The following is a 26,076-nucleotide window of genomic DNA, read 5'->3' on the forward strand; positions in this document are numbered from 1 at the left end:
GCTTTTGCTGCTGTCAGCGACGGCCCGCGCGGTACGCCTGGTTGATCTCGTTCTGGGTGGCACCCGCCGCACCGGCCTCGCTGGCGGTGGCCTGCACCTTGCGGTCGGACGACGGGACCTGCAGGCGCTTGTCGATACGGGCGGCCTGGGTCAGGCGGGAGAGAGCAGCGTTCTTCTTGGCAGACATGCGTTTCTCCTGAGGGGTGTGTGATGTCCGCGTGGTGCGGACCGTGCCCCGGCGGGGAGTCGAACCCGGCCTGCGACCTTCGGGGCTGTGGAGCCGTGTGCGTCAGCGCTGGACGACGGGTTCACCGATGTCGCGGTGGGTGAGGGTGACGCTGGCCCCGGCTGCTTCAAGGCGGGCGGCGAGGCTCATGGCGAAGGTCGGGGCGCGGTGTCGGCCGCCGGCGCATCCGTCGGCGACGACGATCGTTCCGGTGCTGGGACCGGAGGCGAATCCGGCGACCGCGGCGGCCGTGGCTTCCACCAGGGCGGCGATACCGGGAGTGCCGAGAACCGCCGTGCGGACCGGCTCGTCCGCTGCGGTCATGTAGCGCAGTTCCGGGCTGACGTGCGGGTCCCGGAAGTGGTGGCGCAGGTCGATGGTCAGGTGCGCGGCGGGCGGCGCCCCGTGGAGGTAGCCGAACGAGACGATCTCAACCGTTGTTTCGGGCATGGCGGATCTCCTCTGAGCTGGGAGGAAGGAAGGGGTGAAGGGGAGTGCCCCGGTCGGGAGTCGAACCCGGCCTTGCGACCATCGGGGCGGTTGGCGGAACTACATTTCGTTGAGGCGGTTGATGCTCTCGTTCTCCTCGTACGTGATGTTGGTCCTGACGGACGCGTTGCAGCCGTTGCTGCCCCCGTTGCACTCGTAGATGGGCTCGAACGACAGCTTCTGCATCGGCTGGCCGTGGTGCTCGGGCGGTGTCTTGAGCCCTCCGGCGACCTCGTCCTGGGTGAAGTTGTTGAGGCGGCGTCCCATGCTGATCACTCCTTGATGTGGTCCGGATCGGTTCCGGCTCCCCTCAGCCCCGCCCGTACGGCCGTATCGGCCGGACGGGCGGAGGAGGCAACCGGCCGCAGCAGCAGAAATGCGCTGCGGAGACGGTGGGTGGAACGGGTTCGGTCCTCTTCGCACGGCGCTGCTCGTTCCGGGGGAGGGCCGAAGCCCGGAAGTCGTGCAGCCAAAGGTGGCCGTGCGGTTCTTTAGAGCCGATTGCGTGTCCCCCACTCGGAGGGGTGGGGCCCGGTTGTGACACCGGGCCCGGTCTCGATCGGCTGGTCTCCACTCGCCTCGGCCGGTGTCCTCACGGCCGTCGTGCTGCGGTGGATCACGCTGTGCAGTTGTTGCGCCCGTTCGGACCGGGGTCCATCTGGTGCGCACCAATAGGTAAGCATCTGGTGCGCACCAGAGTCAAGGATGTTCGACGGTTCCACCGCCGTTCCGCCTTGCTGGCGCCTAATCAGAAGACTCCAGAAGGGGCGGTGTTCGGTAGCCAACAGCGCTTAACACGGGGCCTGTTAACCCCTGTTGACCTGCGGTGACGTAGTGCATGCTGGATTGGACAGCGACGGCACCTATCGCCCGGCGGTGGCACGTGAGTGAAGGACTTCGGGGCTCGCGAAAAAAACGCGGCTGGTCTCAGGAGCGGCTTGTCCGAGAGATCGAGCAGTACGCCAGACAGCACGCAACGGATGTCGCTTCGACCGCGAGTCTGCGTGTGTACGTCTCCGAGTGGGAGAACGGCAAGCGGGTGATCTCGGACCGCTATGCAGTGATCCTGCGGCGCCTTCTCGGGGTCACGGACGATGAGCTGAGACCCTCAGCCACAGTTCTGCAGACGCCAGCCGCGGACGGCTATGACGACTTGCTCAGCCGGATCGACACGGCGAGCAGCATCGGCGGCAGCATGGTGGAGTCGTTCAACGCGCAGACAGAGCTATTGCGGACCATGGACCGTCAGATGGGTTCATCGGGTCTTGTTGACCAGATGGCTGGCCACTTGGCCAAGCTTGAAGAAACGCTGAACTTTGCTGTCCTGCCGGAGACTCGTCGGCCCGTGGCACTCGCCTTGGCCGGTGCCTCCACCTTGGCGGCTTGGCAGGGGCTGGACGCTGGCGCAGTTGAGCGTGCCTGGCGTCACTACGAGGTTGCGAAGAGGGCCGCCAGGGACGCAGAAGCCCCCATGTATCTGGCTCACGCGATGGGCGAGCAGGCGTACGTGCTGTGCGATGCGGGCCGCCCTGCTCTGGCGGTCGATCTCGTGCGCGACGCACAGAGGATCCTTGGCCGACAAGGCTCCCCCCGCCTGCTGGCCTGGCTCTACTCAACAGAGGCTGAAGTGTGCGCCCGCGCGGGTTTGCCGGTCGATAGCAGGCGGGCGCTCGACGCCGCGGCCGCGAGTATTCCGGGCGGGGCGGAGGACCGGGACCCCGACATGCTGAGCATCTTCCTCAATGGCTCGCACCTCGAAAGATGGCGCGGCAACGTCCTTGCGATGCTGGGCGACGACGACGCGGTAACCGAACTGTACGGGGCTCTTGAGCGAGTAGACCCGACGTTCGTCCGAGCACAGGCGGGGCTCCGGTGCGATCTCGCACAGGCGCACTTGGCGCGCGGTGAGTACGACCAGGTCGATACTCACCTGCGCGCGGCGCGGCTGCTGGCTAGCCGTACGGGATCCGTACGGCATCGCCGTCGTATTGATCTCCTTACGCAGGAGTTGTAGGGGTCCCACTGCGGTTCGCTAGTACATGCAGCAGGCCGACCAGAGTGCCGGAGCCCATGAGGTCGCCCTGAGCCATCAAGCGCGGCACGTCAGCCAGTGGGACCCACTCGACGTGGCCGGCCTCTTCCGCGTCCGTGGGTTCTCCCACGTGCTCAGCGCCCCGGCCTACGAAGATTTCATGCGGTGAGTCGACCATCCCGACCATCGGCTGATAACTCACCGCGTGGTCAAGGTGGGTCGGACGCCACCCTGTTTCTTCCTCGACCTCGCGGAGTGCCGTTTCGTGTGCGCTCTCGCCCGGATCCACGATCCCTCCGGGGAGTTCCCAACCCCATTGCTGTGGAACGAATCGATACCGCCAGAGCAGGAGCACACGGTCACGATCGTCCAGCACGACGGAGATTGCGACGTGCTTGAGCTTCACCACGTGATGCTCGAACCGCTCTACGCCGGGGGGCTCGACGTCCCAGAGTTCGAGCTTGACCCACCGGTTGTCATAGAGGGTCCGTTCTCCGTGGATCTTCCACGGGGCGAGTCCCTCGGGGCGGGTGACGCTGCCGCCCCCGGGGATCCGGTACGAGCTTCGCCCTCGCACCTCGATCGCCCCCTCGGCTACGAGCCTCGCGAGTACCTGGCGCAGGGCTGTGCGGCCGATGCCGAGTTCGTCCACCATGGTGCGTTCGGAGGGCAGCTTGTCGCCGGGCGCCAGCTCGCCGGACGCGAGCCGTGCGCGGATTGCTTCGTAGACCTTTGCCGACTTCGGTCCCATCCGTGAAGCACTCTCCGTTCTAAGGGCCTATTGGTGGTGCGGACCAGAGTATGGGAGCCACGCCAGTCGGTTGACATGGATGGCACAAGAGTGGCGCGCTCAACCTGGACGCTAGGGGGCCACGTCGGTCCTACAGAGCGTGGGCCGACGGCTGACTGGACGGAATCGGATCTAGTCGAGCGATGGGGATGGGTAAGTGTCGGCCTCACGCTGCTGACGATTGCCCTACAGAAGTAGACGCTTTTCGGCCACATTTACGAGCAACCTCTGGTAGGCAAAGTGCAACTCCCGGCAGGCAGAGTGCATCCTCCCGACCTGTGTAGATGCACGGCTCCCGACCTGGTCGCGTCACGCTTTCAGCGCCCTGACCAGGGCAGATTAGCCTGGCTGATTTTCTATTGCGCACGCAATGAAAGAGATGACTCACAGGGTGTCAGGAGGGGGTCCTGTTGTCGCCTGCCGGCGAAAGCAGGGGCCCATCCGCAAGGCACCATGCTCGTAACAGCAGAAGCCCACCACGCGGCTCCGCCCTGGAAGAAAGGGCTACGTGGTGGGCTGCGAACCCGGAGGTTCAACAGTGAGTCTGAACCAGGCCCCAAGGCATCTGTCAAACCGCCCGCAGTATCCGTGGGTGATCGTGATCATCGTCGTGCTAATGGTCATGTGGCCGCCGGTCGCAAGAGCGGTGAGTGTCTACCTCGACGCAGTCGCTGTAGCGGCCCTCTTCGCGCTCGGTTCCAACACGGCAGCGAACCACAGCAGCAAGTCCCGTCGTCAGACGTCCTGGTAAGACCGGCGCACGGTCTGCCTGTGCCGGGCCGTCCCTGGGCCGTCCGAAGGCGACCTACGACAACCACTAACGACCGACAACGACTGCGAGGGCCCGACAGACTGTCGGGCCCTCGTTACGCGTCTGCCCAGCTAGATCCAGGTGTTCAGCCACATCCGGTTGTTCCACTCGCTCAGCGGGATCGCATCCCCGGTGAACAGCGGCCAGAAATAAATGAAGTTCCACACGATCAGCAGCACCAGCACACCCGCACCGATCGCACCCACCGCCCTGCGCCGCTCGCTCGACCCGGGCGGTCCCAGGATCGCGCCGATCATCATGGCGACGGCCAGACACAGGAACGGCACGAAGACGACCGCGTAGAAGAAGAAGATCGTCCGCTGCTGGTACATGAACCAGGGCAGATACCCGGCCGCGATCCCGCACGCGACGGCCCCCGCCCGCCAGTCCCGGCGGAAGGCCCAGCGCCACAGGATGTACAGGACAGCGAAGCACGCGGCCCACCAGAGCAGCGGGGTGCCGATGGCCAGCACCTCGCGGGCGCAGCTCTCGCCGCCCCGCGGGCAGCCGTCGGCACCCGGCTTCGGGGACTCGTAGAAGTACGAGACGGGGCGGCCCACCACGAGCCAGCTCCACGGGTTCGACTGGTACTGGTGCCCCTCCGTCAGATTGACGTGGAAGCTGTAGACCTCGGCCTCGTAGTGCCAGAAGCTGCGCAGTGACGCCGGGACCCAGCTCATGTCGAACTGCGGGAGATGGACCGTGCCGAGCACCGGCAGCTTGACGTGGTCGGGGGAGAGCCCGGCGCGCTGGTTCGCCCAGTCGCGGAAGTACCCGCCCTTGGTCACGAACCAGCCGGTCCAGGAGAGCATGTACGTCACCACGGCGACCGGCACCGTCGAGACGAAGGCCGGCAGCAGGTCGTGGCGCAGGACGGCCCGGTACGGGCGGACGGCGCCGGCCGTGCGGCGGGCGCCCACGTCCCAGAGCACCGACATCACCGCGAAGAAGACCAGGACGTAGAGGCCGTTCCACTTGGTCGCGGCGGACAGACCGAGCAGTACACCGGCGGCGATCCGCCAGGGCCGCGCGCCCAGCCGCAGCGTGCTCGCGACACCGCTGTCCGGCCGCAGCCCGCCCTCCTCGCCCGCCGGCAGGGCGGCGGCGAGCCGGGCCCGGCTTCTGTCCCGGTCGATCAGCAGGGCCCCGAAGGCCGCCACGACGAAGAACATCACGATCAGGTCGAGCAGCGAGGTGCGGCTCATGACGAAGTGCAGGCCGTCGACCGTCAGCAGCGCGCCCGCCAGACACCCCAGGAACGTCGAGCGCAGCAGCCGCCTGCCGATCCGGCAGATCATCAGCACCGAGAGCGTGCCGAGCAGCGCGGTCATGAAGCGCCAGCCGAACGGCGTGAACCCGAAGAAGTGCTCACCGATCCCGATGAGCCACTTGCCGATCGGAGGGTGCACCACATAGCCGGGGTCGGACGGCACCGAGACGTGCGAGGGGTTGGCCAGGATCGCGTTGTTGATGCTGTCCGGCCAGTGGCCCTCGTACCCCTGGTGGATCAGCGCCCAGGCGTCCTTCGCGTAGTACGTCTCATCGAATATCACGGCGTGCGGGCTGCCGAGATGCCAGAACCGCAGTACTCCGGCGACCAGCGTGACCAGCAGCGGACCGCCCCAGGCCGACCAGCGCAGCAGCCGCTCGGCGAAGGTGGGGGAGAGGCCGAGCACGGTCCACAGCTGCGGCCCGGGTGAGGCGTACGGCGGCACCAGTCGCTCGCGCAGACCCGTTTCGCGCGGGTCCGCGTACCCGAAGCGGCGCAGTCTGCGCCCCCAGGCGGGTGGCTGTTCCCCGGCGTCGTGGCCCTTCAGGGCTTGAGGCGCTGTACTCGTCACCGCGCCATCGTAGGGAACCCGACTGTGAGAGTGGTGTGCACGGGGCTGGGAGAATGGAGTCGTGACAGGAATGCTGGTACTCGCAGGGACCCCCATCGGTGACGTGTCGGACGCGCCGCCCCGGCTCGCCGAGGAGCTGGCGACGGCCGACGTCGTCGCCGCAGAGGACACCCGGCGGCTGCGCCGGCTGACCCAGGCGCTCGGCGTACAGACCACGGGACGCGTCGTCTCGTACTTCGAGGGCAACGAGACGGCCCGCACCCCGGAGCTGGTCGAGGCGCTGACCGGCGGCGCGCGGGTGCTGCTGGTCACGGATGCGGGGATGCCGTCGGTCTCCGACCCCGGCTACCGGCTGGTCGCCGCCTGCGTGGAGCAGGACATCAAGGTCACGGCGGTTCCCGGCCCCTCCGCCGTGCTGACCGCGCTGGCGCTCTCCGGGCTGCCGGTCGACCGCTTCTGCTTCGAGGGCTTCCTGCCGCGCAAGGCGGGCGAGCGGCTCGGCAGGCTCCGCGAAGTCGCGGCCGAACGCAGGACGCTGGTGTACTTCGAGGCCCCGCACCGGCTGGACGACACCCTCGCCGCGATGGCGGAGGTCTTCGGCGACGACCGCAGGGCGGCGGTCTGCCGTGAGCTGACCAAGACGTACGAGGAAGTGAAGCGCGGGCCGCTCAAGGCGCTCGCCGAGTGGGCGGCGGAGGGCGTACGGGGCGAGATCACGGTCGTGGTCGAGGGCGCCCCCGAGGCGGGGCCGCAGGAGCTCGACCCCGCTGAGCTGGTGCGCAGGGTGCAGGTGCGCGAGGAGGCGGGGGAGCGGCGCAAGGAGGCCATCGCCGCGGTCGCCGCCGACGCGGGCCTGCCCAAGCGGGAGGTGTTCGACGCGGTGGTCGCGGCGAAGAACGCGGCGAAGGACGCGGCGAAAGACGCAGTGAAGGATGCGGCAAAGGGGCAGTGAAGGGCGCGGTGAAAAGCGCGTCCCGCGCTGTGCCGGACGGTGCCCGTGCGGCGGCGGAGAGTGGCCGTACGGCGTCGGCTCGGTGGTCCCGTGCCACCGGGAGGCAAAGGACCCGCGCGCTTGGCAAAGCGGGCAACGTGATCACGGGCCCTTTGGCCACGAGCAGGCCAAAACCGGTCCAATAGTAGGCAGCACCTGATGCATTCCGGGAGCCGGAGGCGTCCACTGGGAAGTGGGACGGAATCGCCCCTCGGAAGGCTTGTCCGCGGACAAGAGGAGCTGGCATGAGTGAGATAGTTGAAAGCACCGCCCATGAGGCATATTCCTTCGCCTGTATGCGGTGTGGCCATGGCTGGGAGCAGGCGTACGAGATTGAGCACCACGTCAATGCTTCCGGTGAGGCCTTTGTCGTATACCGGGCCGACGGCGAGCGGGTGCCCTCGCCGCTTTCCAATCCGAACTGTCTGAACTGCGGCGGTCACGTCGTACGCATCATGAGGTCGGGGCGGGTCTCATCGGTGCAGAATCTGCTCCATTACACGGACGACGTCACGTCCGTGCCTGCCGGGGCGGGCAGCGTCACGTCCGTGCCTCCCGGAGCGCCCCGGGACACAGCGCGCCGGGGGGCCGGGTCCGCGGCAGCCGCCCAGCCCGCGGGCGGGGCGACCCCCGCACCCGGCGAGCGCCACCACTGGCAGCTCCGGGACCTGCTGCACCCCTTCCACCGCGGCGAGTAGGCCGCTGGCACCGCGGATCGCGCTTCGCGCGGCGGCCCTCCCCCCGCCCCAGGAGGTGGGAGGTGCCCCATAAGATCGGGCGCCATGAGCAAGGACTCCGCGCCGCCGCTGCCCGCACCGCTCGCCGTACCGGTGGCGGACTCGCACACCCATCTGGATATGCAGGACACCACCGTGGAGGAGGCCCTGACCAGGGCCTCATCGGTCGGAGTGACCACCGTGATCCAGGTGGGGTGTGACGTGAAGGGCTCCCGCTGGGCGGCCGAGACGGCCGCCGCGTACGAGAACGTGCACGCCGCGGTCGCCCTGCACCCGAACGAAGCGCCCCGCATCGTGCTGGGGGATGAGGACGGCTGGTCGCGGCAGGGGTCCCGCGCCGCCGGCGGGGACAGCGCCCTGGACGAGGCGCTCGGCGAGATCGACCGGCTGGCCGGGCTCCCGCAGGTGCGGGCCGTCGGCGAAACGGGCCTCGACTACTTCCGGACCGGGCCGGAGGGCGTGGCTGCCCAGGAACGCTCGTTCCGGGCGCACATCGAGATGGCGAAAAGGCATGGCAAGGCGCTGGTTATTCACGACCGCGAGGCCCACGCCGACGTACTCCGCATTCTGGCGGAGGAAGGGGCTCCGGACCGCACCGTATTCCACTGCTATTCCGGTGACGCCGAAATGGCCGAAGTCTGCGCGGCCCGCGGCTATTTCATGTCCTTCGCGGGAAACATGACGTTCAAGAACGCCCAGCCGCTGCGTGACGCACTCGCCGTCGCCCCCACGGAACTCGTCCTTGTCGAAACGGACGCGCCTTTTCTTACCCCCGTCCCCTACCGGGGCCGGCCGAATGCGCCGTATCTCATTCCCGTGACGGTGCGGGCGATGGCGGCGGTGCGGAACACCGGCGAGGACGAACTGGCCGCCGCGATCATGGCCAATACGGTCCGGGCGTTCGGCCTGGACGGCGACACCGTGTGAGGTCCGGTGCGAGCGGGATGTGAGCGGGTCCGACAGGGATGCGGGCGGGGCGCGATGGGGGTGCGGGCGGGGTGCGCGCCCAGCGCGCGCCCGGGGGTCTCCGCGCGGCCGTAGGCTTGACGGGTGAGCAGCACTGAACCCGAGGTATCCGAACCCGCGGCCTCCGAAGTCTCCGACGCCCTTCTGGGCCCCGCCGACATCCGCGAACTGGCCACCGCGCTCGGCGTACGCCCGACCAAGCAGCGCGGCCAGAACTTCGTCATCGACGCCAACACGGTACGCAGGATCGTCCGGACGGCCGAGGTGACCCGGGACGACGTCGTCGTGGAGGTCGGCCCCGGCCTCGGTTCGCTGACCCTGGCGCTCCTCGAAGCGGCCGACCGGCTGGTCGCCGTCGAGATCGACGACGTGCTGGCGGGTGCGCTCCCCGCGACGGTCGAGGCCAGGCTGCCCGCCCGCGCCGACCGCTTCACGCTCGTCCACTCCGACGCGATGCAGGTCACCGAGCTCCCCGGCCCGCCGCCCACGGCGCTGGTCGCGAACCTCCCGTACAACGTGGCGGTCCCGGTGCTGCTGACGATGCTGGCCCGGTTCCCCTCGATCGAGCGGACGCTGGTGATGGTCCAGGCGGAGGTCGCCGACCGGCTCGCGGCCGAGCCCGGCAGCAAGGTGTACGGGGTGCCGTCGGTCAAGGCCAACTGGTACGCGCACGTCAAGCGGGCCGGATCCATCGGCCGCAATGTGTTCTGGCCGGCCCCGAACGTGGACTCGGGCCTGGTGTCGATGGTCCGCCGCACCGAACCGGTCGCGACCACGGCCACCAAGGAAGAGGTCTTCGCGGTCGTCGACGCGGCGTTCGCGCAGCGCCGCAAGACCCTCCGCGCCGCGCTGGCCGGCTGGGCGGGGTCGGCGCCCGCGGCCGAGGCCGCGCTGGTCGCCGCCGGGATCTCGCCGCAGGCGCGCGGGGAGTCGCTGACGGTGGAGGAGTTCGCCCGGATCGCGGAGGGCAGGACAGCCGCGGAGGGCAAGGCATGACAGTCCACGACGGCACGGCCCACGCCGCTACGGAGAACGCCGCTACGGAGAACACCGCAGGCGTCACCGTCCGCGTCCCCGCCAAGGTCAACGTCCAGCTCGCGGTGGGCGGCGCGCGCCCCGACGGCTACCACGACCTGGCCAATGTCTTCCTCGCGGTGTCGCTCTACGACGAGGTCACCGTCGTCCCGGCCGACACCCTGCGCATCACCTGCACCGGCCCCGGCGCCGACCTGGTCCCCCTGGACCGTACGAACCTGGCGGCGCGGGCGGCCGAACTGCTCGCGGCCCGGCGCGGTATCGAGCCCCACGTGCACATCCACATCGCCAAGGACATCCCCGTCGCGGGCGGCATGGCGGGCGGCAGCGCGGACGGCGCGGGCGCCCTGCTGGCCTGTGACGCACTCTGGTCCACGGGCGCCTCGCGCGACGAACTCCTCGGCATGTGCGCCGAGTTGGGCAGTGATGTGCCCTTCAGCCTGGTCGGCGGAGCGGCGCTCGGCACCGGCCGGGGCGAGCGGCTGACGCCCCTGGAGCTGGGCGGCGCGTTCCACTGGGTGTTCGCGATGGCCGACGGAGGGCTCTCCACCCCGACGGTCTTCCGCGAGTTCGACCGCCTCACCCCGGACGCCGGTCCGCCGCAGGCGTCACCGGAGCTGATCGACGCACTGCGCACCGGCGACACGGTGGCCCTGGCGGGCGCCCTGTCCAACGACCTTCAGCCGGCCGCGCTCTCCCTGCGCCCCTCGCTGGCGGACACACTCGCAGCGGGCACGGCGGCCGGCGCACTGGCCGCACTGGTCTCTGGCTCGGGCCCGACGACGGCATTCCTGGCGAAGGACGCGGACGCGGCGGAGCGGATCGCGACGGAGCTGCTGGAGTCGGGGACGTGCAGGTCCGCGCGGGTCGCGGTGTCGGGAGTGGCGGGGGCGACGGTCCTCTGAGCTACCGAAGCGACCCGGGAGACGGCCGGGTCGCCGCCGGGTTACCACCGGGCTGCTGAGACACAAGCCGAGACACAAGGGGTGCAATCGCGCCATTGATGCGCCATTGCCAAAGGCCCTCTTCCCCCTGCTCCGGTGGGCAGGCAAGAATCTCGGACTACCGAGCTGGGAACGCAGCGTGCACGGATGAACACTCCTGGGAGTGGAGTGGCATGTGCGCACGCATCGCTGTGCATGTCCCGCACAGCGCAAGACGATCTCTAGGAGTGGTCCATGGTCGCCCGTCATGACTACCCGGTAATCGATGCCGACAGCCACATCGTCCTTCCCGACTCCGATCAGTGGTGGCGCGGAAGGATTCCGGAGAAGTACGCGGCATGGATGCCGCAGTACCAGGACGACGTGCTGATCGCGGAGGGCCGCGTCATCGAAGGGCCGTCGGCGACCTTCCACGGCAAGCCCACCCAGGCCGCCTGGTTCGGCAGCACCCAGGGGGCCACGTACACGCCGGGCAGCTGGGCGTTCGACGACCCGGCGACCGTGGAAGTGCTCGACGCACTGCGGCGCGGAGGCCTGGACCCGCAGGACCGCCTCACAGCGATGGACCGCGAAGGGATATCCCAGGCCTACATCTTTCCCTCCAAGGTCCTGGGACTCCTGCCCGCCCTGCGCAGCTCAGCCTTCGCCCATGAGGTGACCAAGGCGTACAACGACTGGGCGGTCGAGTACTGCTCGGCGGAGACCAGCAGACTGCTTCCCGTCGCCGCGCTGCCCCAGCACGACATCGTGCTCGCCCTCGACGAGGCACGCCGGGCACTCGTCAACGGGGTCCGTACGGTCATCCTGCGGCCCAATACCGTGGCCGGCACCAATGTCGACGACCCGGTGTACGAAGCTCTCTGGGCGTTCTGCGAGAGCAACGGGATGGCGGTCTGCTTCCACGAAGGGTTCGGCGTCGCCCGCATTCCCCGCATCGGTACGGAGCGTACGCACGACACCATGCAGGGCCATCTGGTCAGCCACACCTTCGAGCACATGGCGGCCGTCATGCTGCTCATCACGGGCGGAGTGATGGAGCGGTACCCGGCTCTCAATTTCGCCTTCATGGAAACCGGCGCGGGCTGGGCCCCGTTCTGGCTGAACCGTATGGACGACCACGTCGAACAGTTCGCCAAGGACCGCGAACCGCTGCCGGAGAAGCCCAGCACCTATTTCAAGCGCCAGTGTTATCTGGGCGTGGAACCCGAGGACCCGCTGCTCCCGATGCTCGTGGAACAGGGCCTGGAGGAAAACCTTCTGTTTGCGAGCGACTTCCCGCACTTCGATGCCAAATTCCCCGGGGCGGTGACGTCCCTGACCGAACGGGGCGATCTCAGCGGGGCGGTGAAGCGCAAAATCCTCTGCGACAACGCACGCCGCTTCTTCGGGGCCGCCTGATGCAGCCGTCGGTTCCCCCTCTCGGCCCGCGGACCGAAGCGGTGCTGGCCGGACTCGAAGCCCGTTCCCGCAAGGAGCAGCAGCAGCTCGAAGTGTTGCGCGAGGCCGGCGGCACGGCGCTGCGCGAGCGTGCGGGGTCCTTCATGCTGGACGTGGGCCCCGAGGTCGGTCTCTTCCTGAACACGCTGGTCAGGGCGGTCGGCGCCCGGACGGTCGTCGAGATCGGCGGCTCGGTGGGCTACTCCACGGTGTGGCTCGCGGAGGCAGTGCACGCCACCGGCGGGCGCCTCTACTCGATCGAGGTCGACAAGGACAAGCAGGACGAGCAGCGCGCGAACCTGACGGCCGCGGGACTGGACGCCCACGTGGAACTGACCACCCGTGAAGCCCCCGAACTGCTGCCGTCCCTTCCGGGCCCGGTGGACCTCGTACTGCTCGACCACTGGAAGGAGTTGTACATCCGGGACTTCGAAGCGTGCTGGCCGGTACTGCGCCCCGGCGGGCTGATCGTGGCCGACAACGTGCTGGTGCCGCAGAAGAATTCCGAGGTGATCGCACGCTATCGCCGTCATATCAGCGGACTCTCCGACGCGCAGAGCCAAATGCTCGCAGTGGGCGACGGACTCGAAGTCACTACAAAGCGTGAAAACGTTCCCCGTGGCTGAGTGAGTCGCACCCCCGGACTCTAACCTCTGCTCCGACACCGTCCGGCACTGAGCAAAGGCTTGTACGTGAACGTGAGAATTGGCATCGAGTCAGAACTGCCCACCGTCGACGCCCAAGGCATGGCGGCCGACGAGCGGTCCGTACAGGCCTTGTTCGGGAGGCTCGCCCGGCAGGAGGGCTTCTCCACCTACTCCGACGCCACGAGCGGGACCGTGGTGGGCGTCAGGTCACGTCGCGGCTCCGGCACGCTGGACGTGGGCAACGACTACGGATTCTGCACGGTGGAGATGGCCCTCCCGCCGGAGGAGGGCTTCGCCGCCGCCAAGTCGGCGTGGCACCACACTCTCGACTCCCTGCTGCTCCCAGCCCTGGGCGCGGAGGCTCTGTCCGTACTGGCACACGGCTGCCAGCCCCGTACCGAGACGCTGGGCAGGGCCTATCTGGCGGACAAGGGGCACTACCAGTTCTGGCTGGCGCAGGCCGAGCGGTTCCCCGGGCACTACGCGTCCGACGCGTGGCCGGGGTTCGCCGCTGTCCAGTTCAACATCGATGTGCCGCTGTCCGATGTGATCCCGGTCTGCAACACCCTGATCTCCATGACGCCGCTGCTGTGCGCGTGGGGTGCGAACTCCGCGGTGTTCGGCGAACGCGTGCAGCCCTGGCAGTCGTTGCGAATGCGCGGCTACCAGGAGCTGGCCGAGTCGAACCCGTTCTTCGCCGACCGGCTGCTCTTCCCCCGCCGGCTCTACAGCGGTCTGGCGCAGTACATGCAGGACGCCTGGGCGACGCCCGTCTTCGAGGTGACCAGAGCGGGCATGATCTACCGGCCCATGGCCGTGGAGCTGACCACTGCTGAGTTCGCCGCCGCGGGCGAGGCGGAGTTCGTCGACTTCCACGGTGCGAAGCGCACCCTGCAGTGCACGGTCGGCGACCTGGCATCGGGCCTTGTCTTCTACTGGCCCGCGGTACGCGTCCGGATGCGGCTCGACGAGACGTGCAGCGTCGCGGAAGTCCTCGCAGCCGTGGCGGCCGGGCGCCCCGAGTCCGTGCTGCACAACGGCGGGCGCGACACCTTCGTCGAGGTCCGGCACCTGCCCACCATGAGCCGGCCGGAGACCTTCTCCTGGCTGGCCATGATCCTCGGCTGGCTGGACAACATCGAGCAGTGCGAGAAGCTCTTCCGCCCCTGGACCCTGGCCCTGTCGCGTGCGGCCATGCCCCAGGTCCAGGCCCACGGCTGGGACGCCGAGGCGGCCGGTGCCCCGATCGGCCAGTGGGCGCAGCAGGCGTTCGCCGTCGCCGAGGAAGGACTACGGCGGGGGAAGGCCGCGCCGGCCGAGGAGCTGGAGCCACTGGCCCGGCGTCTGCGGGACCGTACGAACCCCGCGACGGACGCCGTCGCCTGTCTGCGCGCCGAGGGAATCGAGGCGCTGGTCGAGAAGCTGAGGATGTGACGACGTGACCGAGCAGTCCCCGTCAGCCGCCGTGTTACCGGCCGCGCCGCCCCGGTACGCGTACAACTTCTGCGCCGGGCCCGCGACACTGCCCCGCCCGGTGGCGGAGCGGATTCGTGAGGAGTTCCTGGCCCATGCGGAGGACGGGGCCTCGGTCGTCGAGATCAGCCACAAGGGCCCGCGGTTCACCGGCATCCTGGACACCGTCGAATCGCTCTTCCGCGGGCTCTGCGGACTTCCCGCGGACCACCACCTGTTCTTCATGCACGGTGGTGCGCGGATGCAGTGCTCCGCCGTCCCCCTCAACCTGCTCGGCCGGTCCGCCGCCCGCGCGGCCGGCTACGTCGAGACAGGGCTGTTCGCCCAGCAGGCGCGTCGCGAGGGGGCGCGCTACGGCACCGCGCGGACCGTCGCCGGCAGCGCGGACACCGCATTCGACCGGATACCGGCCGTGGCGGCGCGCGACTGCCCGGATGACGCCGCGTTCATCCATCTGACCAGCAACAACACGGTGTACGGCACACGGTGGAAGGACTTTCCGCAGGATCTGCCCGCACCGCTGGTGGCCGACGCCACCAGCGACATCCTGTCCCGCCGTATCGATCACACGCGGTTCGGTTTGGTGTACGCCGGATTCCAGAAGAACCTGGGGCCCTCCGGCATGGCCCTGGTCACCGTCCGGGACGATCTGGTCGGGCGGGCCCTGCCCGGCACGCCGAGGCTGCTCGACTACGCGGTCCAGGCCGGGACACGCTCACTCGACAACACACCGAACACCTTCGCCGTCTTCGTCCTGTCCCTGGTCCTGGAGTGGATCCGGGACCAGGGCGGTCTTGACTCCGTTGAGCGAGCCAACGAGGCCAAGGCCGCTCTCCTGTACGGGGAACTCGACCGGTCGTCCTTCTACCGCCCCACGGCCCACCCGGAGCACCGCTCGATCACCAACATCGTCTTCCGGCTCGGCGACGAGTCCCTGACGGGCGAGTTCCTTGCCCTGGCCGAGTCCGAGGGGCTCATGGGGCTGGCCGGTCACCGGACGGTCGGGGGTGTACGCGCCTCCGTCTACAACGGCATGCCGGAGGACGGCGTCCGGGCCCTGACCGGCTTCCTGCGCGAATTCGAGCGCCTGCACGGGTGACACCCCGGCCCGGGCTCGCGCGGGCGCGGGCGGCGGTGACCGGCACGACGCCCGGCCGGCCGGCCACCGCTTCAGCTCACCTGCTCCGGATCACCCGTTCCGGCTCACCGCTCCCGGTCAGTTCCCGGCCGGCTTGCGCAGGGTGAAGGCGTAGCGGCCCAGACTGAAGAAGTACTCGCCCGTAGCCGCCAGTTCACGGAGCTCACCGCTCCAGGCCCGGGTCTGTTCCGCGCGGGCCCCGGGGTGGCCGGCGAGGAACGCCTCGATGAAACCGACCTGCCAGTAGCTGTACCTGCCCGGGTCGAGCTCCCGGTCGACGAAGGTCAGCGTGGTCAGGGGCTCCTCCTCGAACCCCGCCCGGCGCAGCAGAGGGCCCAGCTGCTGGGGAAGGCGCGGATGGGCGACGTGGTCCTCCCACAGTTCCAGTACTTCCCGCATCCGCCCGCGGTCTGCCGAGCGCCACACCAGCGAGTCCCAGTCGGTGTCCAGGACGACCGCTCGGCCACCGGGCCGCAGGACTCGGAACAGCTCGTTCAGAGCGCGCTCGATGTCCTCGACGTACTCATAGACCTGCACGGCGACGGCCGCGTCGAACGTCGCGTCCGGAAAGGGGATCCGCTCCGCGCGCCCGCTCCGCAGGTCGACCACCCCCGGTGCGGAGCCGGTGGCGCACCGTTCCCGGGCCAGTTCCAGCATGGAATCGCTGATGTCGATGCCGCAGATCCGCCCCGTGGGACCGATATCCGGGCGCAGCTCGGATATCAGATAGCCGGGCCCGCAGCCGACATCCAGCACCTGGTGCCCGGCCCGGACGTCCAGCTGCCCGCGCAGATGCCGGCGCTGGGCGACCATGTCGGCGGTGTGTGCCTCCGTGTCGGCCTCGGTCGCCCGGGCCCCGTCGAAACGCAGCAGCCCCGTCATGCGCGCGGGCCCTCCGCGAGGGCGGCGCCGGACCGCTCGGGCTCCGCCAGCCACTCCCGCGCCCGCTCCACCGAAAGGTCGGTCAGCTCACGTGACTCACCCAGATAACGGGAGGGGTCCAGCAGCCCGTCCACCTCGGCGACGGAGAACCGCGCGGTGACGGTGGCGTCCGCCAGCAGGCAGTCGCGCAACCGCCGGCCCTCGCTCTGCGCACGCTGGCTCAGCTCGTACACGAGGGTGTGTGCGCTCTGCCGGCCGATCGACGGTGCCAGGGCCAGCATCACCGCCTCCGTGCAGAGGGATTCGGCCGCGGCCCGCGCGTTCGCGGCCATCCGTCCGCTGTCGACCTGCAGGCCCGACAGCACGGCGTTCAGGGTGCCCAGCGCGGCCAGTGTGTAGTGCGAGACGTCGGCGACCGCGACCCACTCCATCCGCAGACCGCGCGAGTCGCGCTCGTGTTCCTGGACCATGCTCTCGATCCCGAGTGCGGCATTGGAGCGGGCGAGCCGGGCCAGCAGCACCACCTGCGCCGAGCGCTCCGGATTGCGCTTGTGCGGCATCGTGCTGCTGCCCACCCGGCCGTACTCCCAGCCTTCGGACACCTCGCCGACCTCCGGCCGCGACAGCGCCCGTATTTCGTCGGCGACCCGGGCAAGCGTGCCCGTGAGCATGGCCAGCGCGGTCCCGAACTCGGCCACCCGGTCCCGGGCGGAATGCCAGCCGACCGCGGGCACCTCCAGCTCCAGGTCCCCGGCGAAGAGCTCCAGCAGCTCGCGCCCGCGCCCGTCGAACCCCGCCATGGTGCCGACACCACCGGACAGCTGGGCCGTCAGGACTCGCGGGCGTAACTGCACCAGCCGCTCCGAGTGCCGCAGCAGCTCGTCCAGCCAGCTCGCGACCTTGAGTCCGAACGTGATCGGCAGCGCCGGCTGGCCGTGTGTGCGCCCCGGCATCAGGCTGTCCCGGTGCTCCACCGCGAGACCCGCCAGGAGCACCGCCATGCGCCGCACCCCGGCGTCCACCTCCGCGAGCACCTCTCGCATCTCCAGCGCCTGCGCGGTGTCCTGGATGTCCTGGGTGGTCGCCCCGAGATGCACCATCTCTCCCGACGCACCCTCGCACGCCGCCTCCAGGCCGCGCAGCAGCGGCACCAGCGAGTGGCCCGTACGCCGGAACTCGGGTGCCAGGGCGGCGAGGTCGATGCGGCCCGGCTCGCACGCGCGGGCCACCTGCGCCGCGGTGTCCGGGGCTACCATCCCCAGCCGCTCCTGGCACGACGTGAGCGCCGCTTCCACCTGCAGCCAGCGCTGCAGCCGGCACCGGTCGCAGAAGATCCGCCGGCTCGCCGGAGTGGCGTAACCACCGCCGTGGAAAAGGGAGTCGGTGATGTGCGCGCGCTGATGTCCGCACGGCCCGTGCCGCTGGTCTCTCCCGGGCGCCGTGGAATGTTCGTTGTCCGGACAGTCCTCCGGCGGCTCAGCCGCGCGGATCGTGCCGGTCCGGAGGTGCTGGTCAGAAACAGCCATGAATCCTCATATCCAGAGGTAGCTAGCTTTCCCGTCAGAACCGTTCGACGTCAGCATGTCCAGCTCACGAGCGCGCCAAGGCACAGGTCTCAGCCCGTTTCCGGCGCAAGACGGCTTTCGGCCCTGTACCGGACAGCAGGCCCGCACGCGGGACCGCTCCCCACCGGGGCGGACTCTCCTGCTGCCCGGTCCTTCCCCCGCGGACCGATGCCCGGACCCGGCTCCGCAGGGGGACGAAAGCGACCGGAAACCGCCCCGGTCCCCGATCTGAAGAGGCCCGGGTCAGCGCCCGAAGTCGTAGCGGCAGGCGGCGATCCGGACCTCTCCGCCGACCACCTTGTGGATCAGCCGGTGTTCCTCGGTGATGCGGCGGGACCAGTACCCCTGAAACCCGTGTTTCAGGGGCTCCGGTTTACCGATGCCCTCGTTGCCGTTACGTGCGACATCCTGCAGCAGGGTGTTGATGCGCTTGAGGATCTTCCGGTCCTGGGCCTGCCACCAGACGTAGTCCTCCCAGGCCGATTCGTCCCAGACGAACTTCACTCGGCCGGCTCCCGCGCTGTGCCGCCGTCGTTCTCCAGGCGCTCGATCGACGCCAGCAGCCGCCGGGCGTTCGCCGGGCTCCGGAGCAGGTAGGCCGTCTCCTTCAGCGACTCGTACTCGTCCAGGGCCACGATCACGACCGGATCGTGCCCGGCGCGCGTGACGACGACCTCCTCGCGATCGTCCACCACCGCGTTGAGTGTTTCGGCGTAATTCGCACGGGATTCTGTGTACGTCATGGTCCGCACGGAGGCCGCCTCCTCGGGTTGTACGGAAAGTTGTACGTACAGGAAACTGTACGCGGAGGGAGGAGGCGTCGCAAAGAGCCCGTCCGCGGCGCCGTACCCTGGGAGATCGATCTACCCCCGTCCCAGGAGCGCCAATGGCCGTCAACCTCGTCAATGTCGAGGCCGTCAGCAAGGTCTACGGCACCCGTGCCCTGCTGGACGGTGTCTCACTCGGCGTCTCCGAGGGCGACCGTATCGGCGTCGTCGGCCGTAACGGAGACGGCAAGACGACTCTCATCCGGATGCTCGCCCGGCTGGAGGAGCCCGACACCGGGCGGGTCACCCACAACGGCGGCCTGCGCAGCGGCGTCCTCACCCAGCACGACTCCCTCGACCCGCAGGCCACCGTCCGGCACGAGGTCATCGGCGACCTCGCCGACCACGAGTGGGCGGGGAACGCCAAGATCAGGGACGTGCTGACCGGGCTCTTCGGCGGGCTCGACCTGCCCGGATTCGCCCAGGGCCTGGACACCGTCATCGCCCCGCTCTCCGGTGGGGAGCGCCGCCGCATCGCGCTGGCGAAGCTGCTCATCGCCGAGCAGGACCTGATCGTGCTCGACGAGCCCACCAACCACCTCGACGTCGAGGGCATCTCCTGGCTCGCCGGGCACCTCCGCGCCCGCCGCTCCGCGCTCGTCGTCGTCACCCACGACCGCTGGTTCCTGGACCAGGTGTGCACCCGGATGTGGGACGTCCAGCGCGGCGCCGTCCACGAGTACGAGGGCGGCTACAGCGACTACGTCTTCGCACGCGCCGAACGCGAACGTATCGCGGCCACCGAGGAGTCCAAGCGGCAGAACCTGATGCGCAAGGAGCTGGCCTGGCTGCGGCGCGGCGCCCCCGCCCGCACGTCCAAGCCCCGCTACCGCATCGAGGCGGCCAACGAACTGATCGCCGACGTGCCGCCGCCGCGCGACACATCCGAGCTGATGAAGTTCGCCAACGCCCGGCTCGGCAAGACCGTCTTCGAGCTGGAGGACGTCACCGTACGGGCCGGGGACAAGCTGCTGCTCCAGCATCTGACCTGGCAGCTCGGCCCCGGTGACCGGATCGGTCTGGTCGGGGTGAACGGCGCGGGCAAGACCTCGCTGCTGCGGGCGCTGGCGGAGGCGGCCCGTACCCAGGGCGAGGCCCAGCCCGCCGCGGGCAAGGTCGTCGTCGGCAGGACCGTCAAGCTCGCCTACCTCTCGCAGGAGGTCGCCGAACTCAAGCCCACCCTGCGGGTGCTGGAGGCGGTGCAGCAGGTACGGGACCGGGTCGACCTCGGCAAGGGCCGCGAGATGACCGCGGGCCAGCTCTGCGAGCAGTTCGGTTTCTCCAAGGAGAAGCAGTGGACACCGGTCGGCGACCTGTCCGGCGGTGAGCGGCGGCGCCTGCAGATCCTGCGGCTGCTGATGGACGAGCCCAACGTCCTGTTCCTCGACGAACCGACGAACGACCTGGACATCGAGACCCTGACCCAGCTGGAGGACCTCCTCGACGGCTGGCCGGGCTCGATGATCGTGATCTCGCACGACCGGTTCTTCATCGAGCGCACCACGGACCGCGTCTTCGCGCTGCTCGGCGACGCGAGCCTGCGGATGCTGCCGCGCGGTGTCGACGAGTACCTGGAGCGCCGCCGCAAGGTGATCGACGCGCAGACCCCGGCCGCCGTGCAGGCCGTGGCCAAGGAGGCCCCCGGTGTGGTGTCCGCCAAGGACGGCCGCGCCGCGAAGAAGGAACTCCAGAAGATCGAACGGCAGTTGGACAAGTTCTCCGACCGGGAGAGCAAGCTGCACGCACAGATCACCGAGCACGCCACGGACTTCGGGAAGGTGGCCGAACTGGACGCGGAGCTGAGGGAACTGGCCGGTCAGCGCGAAGAGTTGGAGATGCGCTGGCTGGAGCTCGCCGAGGACGCCTGAGGGCCGCTCGTCCGGCCCCCGGCCCTGCCGCGCGGCTCGCATAACGAGGGCGTCACGGCCCGGTTCTCCCTTGGGCACAGGGGCGGACCGGGCCCTCTCACGCCGTTCTCCGGGTGATAGAAAGAACTCCCGCTCGACTGACGTTGATGTGTGGGATCCACACCCGATTCGCTCCATTCCGGTTGCTGTAACCACCGGAATTGCGGGGGAGGCCGGTCGGGCAGTGGACCCCGCGTGAAGAGGTATGTGCTGATGACTCAGCCGCCCGACCAGCAGCCGCCGCGGGGCGGTTTCGGCGCCCCGCAGGATCCTCCGCCGGGTGGCTTCGGCGCTCCGCCGCCACCCGCCCAGCCGCCGCAGATGCCGCCGCCGCCCCAGGCGCCGCCGGGGCAGCCGTCCGCACCACCGCAGGGACCGCCACCGGGGCCGCCGTCCGGGCCGCAGCCCGGCTACGGATACCCGCAACAGGCCCCGCAGCAGCCGCAGTCCGGCCCCTACGGATATCCGCAGCAGCAGCCGGGCCCGTACGGCCAGCAGCCCCAGCAGCCGGGCCCGTACGGCCAGCAGCCGCCGGGTCCGTACGGACAGCAGCAGGGCCCCTACGGCTACCCGCAGCAGTACCCGGGCGGGCCGGTCCCGCCGCAGGGCGGCGGCAAGAACCCCTTCAAGGGCAAGCCGGGCGTCATCATCGGCGCGGCCGTCGCGGGCCTGCTCGTCGTCGGTGCCGGGGTCTTCTTCGCCGTCGGCAGCGGCGGCGGCGGCAAGAAGCCGGTCGCGAGCGACAGCAAGAACATCGACGGCAAGCCGTCCACGTCCCCGAGCGTCGACCAGGGCGACGGCAGCGGCAACGGGCGCTCCGGCGACGATGACCTCAACGCCGGGCGCAAGGCGGGCGAGGACAAGGTCCTCTGGCTCCAGACCAACAAGGTCGCGCTGCCGCAGGACGGCGCCCAGAACTACGGCATGTGGTTCAGCGGCGATGTCGTCGTGCGCGCGATGTACAAGAAGGTCACCGCGTACGGGGTGAACGACGGCAAGGAGAAGTGGAGCGTGCCGACGCCGCACGCGATCTGCGCCGCGCCCCACCAGACCACTCCCGACGACAAGATCGTCATCGCGTACAAGAGCGACGACACCGACCGTGCCGACTGCAACCAGATGCAGGTCATCGACCTGAAGACGGGCAAGGGGGGCTGGAAGAAGCCGATCCCCAAGGAGGGAGCCTTCGACATCATGAGCTCCCTGGAGCTGACGATCGCGGGTGACACCGTGACCGCCAGCCGGATGGGGCCCTCCAGCGCCTTCTCGGTCAGCGACGGGCACAAGATCTTCGGGAGTATGCAGGGCGCGTGCCAGCCGGACGCGTTCGCGGGCGGCGCCAAGCTGATCGCCATCGAGTCGTGCACCAAGAACAGCCAGCCGGACGCGACCGAGCAGGTGCAGGAGCTCGACCCGTCGACCGGCAAGTCCAAGTGGACGTTCCCGCTCCCGGCGGGCTGGCAGGTCAAGAAGGTCTACTCGCTGGACCCGCTGGTCATCTACTCGACCAACGAGAAGAAGAAGTCCTGGAACATCTCCGTCCTCAAGAGCGACGGAACGCGGCGCTCCCAGCTGACCACGAAGGACAGCTTCCAGCCCGAGTGCGGTCTGTCGATCATCGACCGTGACCTCCAGGGCTGTGTCGGTACGGCGGCCGACGCCAACACGCTGTATCTGCCGACCGAGGTGAAGAGCGGCGCGAACGACGTGGTCGCCTTCGACCTGAACACCGGCAAGGAGAAGTGGCGGGTGCCCGCGGGCAGCGACCGTACGATGCTGCCGCTGCGGATGGACGGCTCCAACCTCATCGCGTACAAGGAGCCCTCGTACGACGGAGGCGGCGCGGTCGTCAGCATCCCGTCGACGGGCGGCAAGGCGAGTGTGGTCCTCCAGAACCCGGAGTCGACGTCCAGCATCGAGAACTCCTTCTTCTCGAAACTGGTCGCCTACCAGGACGGCCGGTTCTTCCTGATGTCGGGCCAGGTCAGGGGCAAGAGGGGCGACACCACCGAGAAGACGATGCTGGTCTTCGGCAAGTGAGCTGCCCCCGGATCCTCAACTCCCCCTCCACGAAGGCAGAACAATGACGCAGCCGCCACAGCCACCCCAGCCGCCACAGCCCCCCAACGGGCCCCCGCAGGGAGGGTACGGCGCACCCAAGGATTCCCCGGCGGGCGGATACGGTGCCCCGACGCCGCCCGCCCACACCCCGCCCGCCAACACCCCGCCGGTCCCGCCGCAGATGCCGCCCCAGGCTCCGCAGACCCCGCCGGCACCGCAGTCCCCGCCGGCACCGCAGTCCCCGCCCCCCGCGGGTCCGCCGCAGGCCGGGGCCCAGCAGGGCCCGGTGTACGGCTACCCGAACCCGCAGCAGCAGCCGGGTCAGCCCGGCTACGGCTATCCGCAGCAGCAGCCCGGCGGCCCCGCGTACGGCTTCCCGCCGCAACACCAGCCCGGCTTTCCGCAGCAGCAGCCCGGCGTACCGGCGCAGCAGCAGTACACGACGCAGCCCATGCAGCCGCCGCGCGGCAGCCTGGGAGGCGGCTCCGGTGGCGGGAAGTTCGGTATCGACGCGAAGATCATCACCTCCGCGGTCGTCGCGATCGTGCTCATCGTCGGCGCGGGCTTCGTCTACTCGTCCAGCAAGGGCGACAAGGAGCCCAACGTGTCGAGCGCGGGCCCGACGGGCGGCGGCGACAAGACAGGTGGGGACACCGCCAAGGGAGGCGGCGGCAAGGAGAAGGTGCCCGCCGACACCAACTCCAAGGTGCTCTTCCAGATGCCGGCCCCGAAGGTCGGCGACGTCACCGGCGTCAACGGCTCCTGGGCCACCGACAAGTTGTACGTGAAGTCCGGCGTCAACGCGGTCTACGGCTACGACGCGGTCACGGGGTCCCAGGTCTGGAAGCTTCCGCTGCCGGGCCCGCTCTGCGCCGCGACGAGCCACGTCAGCAAGGACGACAAGACGGCCATCGCCTTCCAGCCGAAGGTGCCGACGAAGGCCAAGCAGTTCTGGGGCTGCTCGGAGGTCGCCGCGCTCGACCTCGACAAGGGCAAGCTCCTCTGGCAGAAGTCGTACAAGGACGGCGACGGCAAGGTCAGCGTCGACGAGGTCACCCTCGGCGGCGACACCGTCGCCACAGGCAGCACCAACGGCGGCGCCGCCTGGGGCCTGGAGAAGGGCGAGGTGCGCTGGCTGCCCAAGGTCAGCACCGACCAGTGTGAGGACGCCGGATACGGCGGCGGCGCCACCACCCTGGTCGCCGTCCGCAAGTGCGGCGACTACGACAGCCCGCAGGTCAGCGTTCAGAACCTGAACCCGAAGACAGGCGCGCCGATCTCCTCGTACAAGATGCCGTCGGGTGTCCAGTACGCCCACATCGTCTCCACCGACCCGCTGGTCGTGGCCGCCGACGTCGGTGACACGGCGGGCGACGGCAGCGGCATCTCGGACTACTTCTCCGTCGACGCCAAGACCGGCAAGCTGCGCGCCCGGATCCCGGCCAACGCGGACAAGTACGGCGGCAAGTGCGACAGCACCACGGTCGAGCAGTGCAACGACCTGGTGGTGGGCGACGACCGGCTGTACGTCCCGACGGAGCAGCACGACGGCGTCGGCGGCGCGATCGGCCAGACCAACGAGATCGTCGCGTTCGACCTGGCCACCGGCAAGGCGGTCCCGGGCCGTGCCGACGCGGGTGCGGGCTACTCGGCCTACCCCGTACGGATGGACGGCTCCAACGTCATCGCGTACAAGACGGGCCCGTACAACAAGGGCGGCCAGGTCGTCTCGATCGACGGCTCCACCCTCAAGCAGACCCTGCTGCTGAACAACCCGGGCCAGGAGGCGGTCCGCGGCGCCGAGTCCAGCTTCCTGGCGGACAGCGCCGAGATCCGGTTCACCGACGGCCGGCTCTATCTGGCCGACGACACCATCAGCGACTACACGTCGGACTCGGAGAAGCACTACCTGGCTATCGCGTTCGGCCCGGGCTGACCGAGGCCGCCCGGGGCCTGTCCCGGACACCCGATGGGGGCGCACCCGCCGATGGGGGCGCCCCCATCGGCGTGCCCGGGACGCCTTGCGGCGGTAGCTGGGCCTCGCACTATGCCCGTCCGGGGCGCGCATCACCGGACAAGCGTGTAACTTGCCGGGGCAGGAAAGCCGGGCCCGGGAGCGCTCCCGGCTCGGGGGAACAGGGGGACTGCTCCATGGGCGTGCGGCTCATGGTGGTCGATGACCACCGACTGCTCGCCGAGGCGCTCGCCTCGGCGCTGAGACTCCGCGGGCACCGGGTGCTCGCAGCGGCCGCGCCCACCGGGGGCGCGGCCGACCTCGTGGTGAGCCGGGCGCCCGACGTCTGCCTGTTCGGGACGGCCACGCCCGCCGAGCCCGGGGTCTTCGACCCGGTCGCGCGGATCAGGAAGGAACGGCCGCAGGTGGCCGTGGTGGTGCTGGGCCCGGTGCCCAACTCACCCGGTGTCGCCGCCGCGTTCGCCGCGGGCGCCTGCGGTTACGTACGTCACGACGAGCGCATCGAGGGCGTCGAGCGGGCCATGGCGCAGGCCTGCGCGGGGGAGACCGCGGTCGCGCCGCAGCTGCTGCAGGCCGTCTTCACGGAACTGCTCAACCCCGTGGCGCAGCCCGACGACGAGGGGCAGCGGCTGCTGGCTCTGCTCACCCCGCGCGAAGCCGAGGTGCTGGCCCGGGTCGCGGAGGGCGAGGACACCCGGCTGATCGCCGCCGGGATGCGGATCGCGCCGAGCACCGCCCGTACGCATGTGCAGCGGGTCCTGGTGAAACTAGGCGTCGGCTCCCGGCTTGAGGCCGCCGCGCTCGCGGCGCGCACCGGGCTGCTCGACCACGTGGTGGTGCGTTCGCGGCCGGCCGGCCCCGGAGGGCCGGAGAAGCCGGAGGGGCCGGACTCACGGGAGTGAAGTCCGGCCCCTCGGTCGGCCGATGCGGGATCTTCCGTAACGGCTGACGGCTGACAGCTGCCGGGTTACGGCGTACACCTGACGGCCTTTACAGCTGACGGCTTACGGCGTCTTCTCATCGGCGGGTGTGACATCCGGCGTGGGCGGCGCCACCGGGCGCAGCCACAGCCAGACCAGGAAGAACAGGCCGAGCGCGAGCATCGCGAGCCCGGTCCAGAGGTTGATGTTGACCCCCTGGGCCTTCTTCAGCTCCGCGTCGGACGCGGTGAATCCGGCGATGGTCACGATGATCCCGTAGACCATGAACAGTCCGCCGATGATGCGCCGGATGTCGAAGAGGCGGGCCGCCGTCGCGGACTTCTTCTCCAGTTCGGAGACTTCGTTCTGCAGTTCAGACATG

At 69.6% G+C, this 26,076-nt stretch carries 25 protein-coding genes; 15 read left to right on the forward strand and 10 right to left on the reverse strand.

Features of this window, described 5'->3' with window-relative positions; genetic code table 11:
- Positions 1 to 13 precede the first annotated feature (13 nt).
- The 3 genes from OG452_RS21010 to OG452_RS21020 form a co-directional block, all read right to left on the reverse strand.
- Entirely contained in the window at positions 14 to 187 is a 174-nt protein-coding gene (locus OG452_RS21010; RefSeq protein ID WP_327297129.1) for a hypothetical protein, read from the reverse strand.
- Between the two features lie 102 nt (positions 188 to 289).
- Positions 290 to 676 (reverse strand): RapZ C-terminal domain-containing protein, encoded by a 387-nt coding sequence (locus OG452_RS21015; RefSeq protein WP_327297130.1) that lies wholly within the window; start codon positions 674 to 676, stop codon positions 290 to 292.
- A gap of 99 nt (positions 677 to 775) precedes the next feature.
- Positions 776 to 982 carry a hypothetical protein gene (locus OG452_RS21020; RefSeq protein ID WP_327297131.1) on the reverse strand — a complete coding sequence of 69 codons (207 nt, stop codon included), beginning with the start codon at positions 980 to 982 and terminating at the stop codon, positions 776 to 778.
- A 616-nt stretch (positions 983 to 1,598) separates the two neighbouring features.
- On the opposite strand from OG452_RS21020, the gene OG452_RS21025 reads away from it, so the two are divergent.
- Positions 1,599 to 2,729 (forward strand): helix-turn-helix transcriptional regulator, encoded by a 1,131-nt coding sequence (locus OG452_RS21025; protein WP_327297132.1) that lies wholly within the window; start codon positions 1,599 to 1,601, stop codon positions 2,727 to 2,729.
- Here the strand turns inward: OG452_RS21025 and OG452_RS21030 are convergent.
- Positions 2,713 to 3,498 (reverse strand): NUDIX domain-containing protein, encoded by a 786-nt coding sequence (locus tag OG452_RS21030; protein ID WP_327297133.1) that lies wholly within the window; start codon positions 3,496 to 3,498, stop codon positions 2,713 to 2,715. The genes OG452_RS21025 and OG452_RS21030 overlap by 17 nt on opposite strands.
- 631 nt (positions 3,499 to 4,129) lie before the next feature.
- Here OG452_RS21030 and OG452_RS21035 point away from each other — a divergent pair.
- On the forward strand, positions 4,130 to 4,288 hold the full coding sequence (locus tag OG452_RS21035; protein WP_327297134.1) for a hypothetical protein: 159 nt from the start codon (positions 4,130 to 4,132) through the stop codon (positions 4,286 to 4,288).
- A gap of 131 nt (positions 4,289 to 4,419) precedes the next feature.
- Here OG452_RS21035 and OG452_RS21040 read toward each other — a convergent pair whose 3' ends face one another.
- Positions 4,420 to 6,189 (reverse strand): dolichyl-phosphate-mannose--protein mannosyltransferase, encoded by a 1,770-nt coding sequence (locus OG452_RS21040; RefSeq protein ID WP_327297135.1) that lies wholly within the window; start codon positions 6,187 to 6,189, stop codon positions 4,420 to 4,422.
- Between the two features lie 61 nt (positions 6,190 to 6,250).
- Between OG452_RS21040 and rsmI the strand changes: the two genes are divergently transcribed.
- The 9 genes from rsmI to serC all read left to right on the forward strand — a co-directional run bounded on the left by rsmI (position 6,251) and on the right by serC (position 15,518).
- Entirely contained in the window at positions 6,251 to 7,141 is an 891-nt protein-coding gene (gene rsmI, locus OG452_RS21045; protein ID WP_327297136.1) for a 16S rRNA (cytidine(1402)-2'-O)-methyltransferase, read from the forward strand.
- A 284-nt stretch (positions 7,142 to 7,425) separates the two neighbouring features.
- Positions 7,426 to 7,878 (forward strand): hypothetical protein, encoded by a 453-nt coding sequence (locus tag OG452_RS21050; protein ID WP_327297137.1) that lies wholly within the window; start codon positions 7,426 to 7,428, stop codon positions 7,876 to 7,878.
- 84 nt (positions 7,879 to 7,962) lie between these two features.
- Complete coding sequence (locus tag OG452_RS21055; protein ID WP_327297138.1) at positions 7,963 to 8,844, forward strand: TatD family hydrolase; 882 nt, start codon at positions 7,963 to 7,965, stop codon at positions 8,842 to 8,844.
- A 123-nt stretch (positions 8,845 to 8,967) separates the two neighbouring features.
- The gene (gene rsmA, locus OG452_RS21060) at positions 8,968 to 9,879 is read left to right on the forward strand and encodes a 16S rRNA (adenine(1518)-N(6)/adenine(1519)-N(6))-dimethyltransferase RsmA (protein ID WP_327297139.1); all 912 of its coding nucleotides are present in this window, start codon (positions 8,968 to 8,970) and stop codon (positions 9,877 to 9,879) included.
- Positions 9,876 to 10,823: a 4-(cytidine 5'-diphospho)-2-C-methyl-D-erythritol kinase gene (locus tag OG452_RS21065; protein WP_327297140.1), complete on the forward strand. Its 948-nt coding sequence runs from the start codon at positions 9,876 to 9,878 to the stop codon at positions 10,821 to 10,823. Before rsmA ends, OG452_RS21065 begins: the two co-directional genes overlap by 4 nt.
- 273 nt (positions 10,824 to 11,096) lie before the next feature.
- Complete coding sequence (locus OG452_RS21070) at positions 11,097 to 12,260, forward strand: amidohydrolase family protein (protein ID WP_327297141.1); 1,164 nt, start codon at positions 11,097 to 11,099, stop codon at positions 12,258 to 12,260.
- The gene (locus tag OG452_RS21075) at positions 12,260 to 12,925 is read left to right on the forward strand and encodes an O-methyltransferase (protein WP_327297142.1); all 666 of its coding nucleotides are present in this window, start codon (positions 12,260 to 12,262) and stop codon (positions 12,923 to 12,925) included. Before OG452_RS21070 ends, OG452_RS21075 begins: the two co-directional genes overlap by 1 nt.
- A 66-nt stretch (positions 12,926 to 12,991) precedes the next feature.
- Positions 12,992 to 14,380 carry a glutamate-cysteine ligase family protein gene (locus OG452_RS21080; protein ID WP_327297143.1) on the forward strand — a complete coding sequence of 463 codons (1,389 nt, stop codon included), beginning with the start codon at positions 12,992 to 12,994 and terminating at the stop codon, positions 14,378 to 14,380.
- A 4-nt stretch (positions 14,381 to 14,384) separates the two neighbouring features.
- Positions 14,385 to 15,518: a 3-phosphoserine/phosphohydroxythreonine transaminase gene (serC, locus tag OG452_RS21085; protein ID WP_327297144.1), complete on the forward strand. Its 1,134-nt coding sequence runs from the start codon at positions 14,385 to 14,387 to the stop codon at positions 15,516 to 15,518.
- A 117-nt stretch (positions 15,519 to 15,635) separates the two neighbouring features.
- Here the strand turns inward: serC and OG452_RS21090 are convergent, their stop codons facing one another.
- The 4 genes from OG452_RS21090 to OG452_RS21105 all read right to left on the reverse strand — a co-directional run bounded on the left by OG452_RS21090 (position 15,636) and on the right by OG452_RS21105 (position 18,756).
- Complete coding sequence (locus tag OG452_RS21090) at positions 15,636 to 16,439, reverse strand: methyltransferase domain-containing protein (protein WP_327297145.1); 804 nt, start codon at positions 16,437 to 16,439, stop codon at positions 15,636 to 15,638.
- The gene (locus OG452_RS21095; protein ID WP_327297146.1) at positions 16,436 to 17,965 is read right to left on the reverse strand and encodes a class-II fumarase/aspartase family protein; all 1,530 of its coding nucleotides are present in this window, start codon (positions 17,963 to 17,965) and stop codon (positions 16,436 to 16,438) included. Before OG452_RS21095 ends, OG452_RS21090 begins: the two co-directional genes overlap by 4 nt.
- A gap of 282 nt (positions 17,966 to 18,247) precedes the next feature.
- A complete protein-coding gene (locus OG452_RS21100; RefSeq protein WP_327297147.1) occupies positions 18,248 to 18,508 on the reverse strand; it encodes a Txe/YoeB family addiction module toxin in 261 nt (86 codons plus the stop codon).
- The gene (locus tag OG452_RS21105; RefSeq protein ID WP_327297148.1) at positions 18,505 to 18,756 is read right to left on the reverse strand and encodes a type II toxin-antitoxin system Phd/YefM family antitoxin; all 252 of its coding nucleotides are present in this window, start codon (positions 18,754 to 18,756) and stop codon (positions 18,505 to 18,507) included. The genes OG452_RS21100 and OG452_RS21105 overlap by 4 nt, the downstream gene beginning before the upstream one ends.
- Positions 18,757 to 18,890: 134 nt before the next feature.
- On the opposite strand from OG452_RS21105, the gene OG452_RS21110 reads away from it, so the two are divergent.
- The 4 genes from OG452_RS21110 to OG452_RS21125 all read left to right on the forward strand — a co-directional run bounded on the left by OG452_RS21110 (position 18,891) and on the right by OG452_RS21125 (position 25,676).
- Positions 18,891 to 20,699 carry an ABC-F family ATP-binding cassette domain-containing protein gene (locus OG452_RS21110; protein WP_327297149.1) on the forward strand — a complete coding sequence of 603 codons (1,809 nt, stop codon included), beginning with the start codon at positions 18,891 to 18,893 and terminating at the stop codon, positions 20,697 to 20,699.
- Positions 20,700 to 20,951: 252 nt separating this feature from the next.
- Positions 20,952 to 22,778 carry an outer membrane protein assembly factor BamB family protein gene (locus tag OG452_RS21115; protein WP_327297150.1) on the forward strand — a complete coding sequence of 609 codons (1,827 nt, stop codon included), beginning with the start codon at positions 20,952 to 20,954 and terminating at the stop codon, positions 22,776 to 22,778.
- A gap of 43 nt (positions 22,779 to 22,821) precedes the next feature.
- On the forward strand, positions 22,822 to 24,735 hold the full coding sequence (locus OG452_RS21120; protein WP_327297151.1) for an outer membrane protein assembly factor BamB family protein: 1,914 nt from the start codon (positions 22,822 to 22,824) through the stop codon (positions 24,733 to 24,735).
- Between the two features lie 215 nt (positions 24,736 to 24,950).
- A complete protein-coding gene (locus OG452_RS21125) occupies positions 24,951 to 25,676 on the forward strand; it encodes a response regulator transcription factor (protein ID WP_327297152.1) in 726 nt (241 codons plus the stop codon).
- A gap of 102 nt (positions 25,677 to 25,778) precedes the next feature.
- Here OG452_RS21125 and OG452_RS21130 read toward each other — a convergent pair whose 3' ends face one another.
- Positions 25,779 to 26,075 carry a hypothetical protein gene (locus OG452_RS21130; RefSeq protein ID WP_327297153.1) on the reverse strand — a complete coding sequence of 99 codons (297 nt, stop codon included), beginning with the start codon at positions 26,073 to 26,075 and terminating at the stop codon, positions 25,779 to 25,781.
- Between the last annotated feature and the right edge of the window lies 1 nt (position 26,076).

Origin of the sequence: Streptomyces sp. NBC_01197, from assembly GCF_036010505.1 — a bacterium.
Classification (GTDB): domain Bacteria; phylum Actinomycetota; class Actinomycetes; order Streptomycetales; family Streptomycetaceae; genus Streptomyces.

Coding starts and splice junctions, on each gene's coding strand:
- OG452_RS21130 (WP_327297153.1), bottom strand. CDS start 26,075: ATGTCTGAACTGCAGAACGAAGTCTCCGAACTGGAGAAGAAGTCCGCG.
- OG452_RS21010 (WP_327297129.1), bottom strand. CDS start 187: ATGTCTGCCAAGAAGAACGCTGCTCTCTCCCGCCTGACCCAGGCCGCC.
- OG452_RS21055 (WP_327297138.1), top strand. CDS start 7,963: ATGAGCAAGGACTCCGCGCCGCCGCTGCCCGCACCGCTCGCCGTACCG.
- OG452_RS21075 (WP_327297142.1), top strand. CDS start 12,260: ATGCAGCCGTCGGTTCCCCCTCTCGGCCCGCGGACCGAAGCGGTGCTG.
- OG452_RS21030 (WP_327297133.1), bottom strand. CDS start 3,498: ATGGGACCGAAGTCGGCAAAGGTCTACGAAGCAATCCGCGCACGGCTC.
- OG452_RS21115 (WP_327297150.1), top strand. CDS start 20,952: ATGACTCAGCCGCCCGACCAGCAGCCGCCGCGGGGCGGTTTCGGCGCC.
- OG452_RS21095 (WP_327297146.1), bottom strand. CDS start 17,965: ATGGCTGTTTCTGACCAGCACCTCCGGACCGGCACGATCCGCGCGGCT.
- OG452_RS21050 (WP_327297137.1), top strand. CDS start 7,426: ATGAGTGAGATAGTTGAAAGCACCGCCCATGAGGCATATTCCTTCGCC.
- OG452_RS21070 (WP_327297141.1), top strand. CDS start 11,097: ATGGTCGCCCGTCATGACTACCCGGTAATCGATGCCGACAGCCACATC.
- OG452_RS21065 (WP_327297140.1), top strand. CDS start 9,876: ATGACAGTCCACGACGGCACGGCCCACGCCGCTACGGAGAACGCCGCT.
- OG452_RS21020 (WP_327297131.1), bottom strand. CDS start 982: ATGGGACGCCGCCTCAACAACTTCACCCAGGACGAGGTCGCCGGAGGG.
- OG452_RS21120 (WP_327297151.1), top strand. CDS start 22,822: ATGACGCAGCCGCCACAGCCACCCCAGCCGCCACAGCCCCCCAACGGG.
- OG452_RS21125 (WP_327297152.1), top strand. CDS start 24,951: ATGGGCGTGCGGCTCATGGTGGTCGATGACCACCGACTGCTCGCCGAG.
- OG452_RS21090 (WP_327297145.1), bottom strand. CDS start 16,439: ATGACGGGGCTGCTGCGTTTCGACGGGGCCCGGGCGACCGAGGCCGAC.
- OG452_RS21015 (WP_327297130.1), bottom strand. CDS start 676: ATGCCCGAAACAACGGTTGAGATCGTCTCGTTCGGCTACCTCCACGGG.
- OG452_RS21110 (WP_327297149.1), top strand. CDS start 18,891: ATGGCCGTCAACCTCGTCAATGTCGAGGCCGTCAGCAAGGTCTACGGC.